A 450-nucleotide genomic window follows, 5' to 3' on the forward strand; every position below is an offset into this window, starting at 1 on the left:
GCGCACGAAGGCGCCATAATAATTCGCATGATAGTGCGGGCGCAGGCCGGGACCACCATTGTCGACGCCGCCTGCTGCGATCGCCGCGGCATAGAAGGCGTCCACCTCCGACCGCGAATTGGCGCTGAAAGCCATGTGCACCGACGGCACCTGCTTTGCGCCTTCATGCAGCCAGAAGGTCGGGCGCTCCCGGCCATAGCCGGCGACATGCACGCCATTCGTATATTCCGTCGGCACTTTCATCAGCATCGAGGCGCCAAGTGGCGCTAGCCCTGCGTCATAGAAAGCCTTGGCACTCTCGAAATTCGAAACGCTCAATCCGGTATGGTCTATCATGTCATCGCTCCCATCATGCACCGAAAGAGATCAGCCCTGTTTTCCGGCATATTTGTCGGTCGCCCGGATCAACTGGTCGAGAATGCCGGGCTCGGAATAGGCGTGTCCCGCCCC

The 450-nt window shown here is 60.2% G+C and carries 1 protein-coding gene; it reads right to left on the reverse strand.

Annotation, left to right across the window (positions count from 1 at the left end; genetic code table 11):
• The coding region (locus AC1D0P_RS29540) for a VOC family protein (protein ID WP_477679983.1) at positions 1-336 on the reverse strand (336 nt) is incomplete at its 3' end.
• Positions 337-450: the final 114 nt, after the last annotated feature.

The organism is Polaromonas sp. P1_G2 (genome assembly GCF_056405515.1).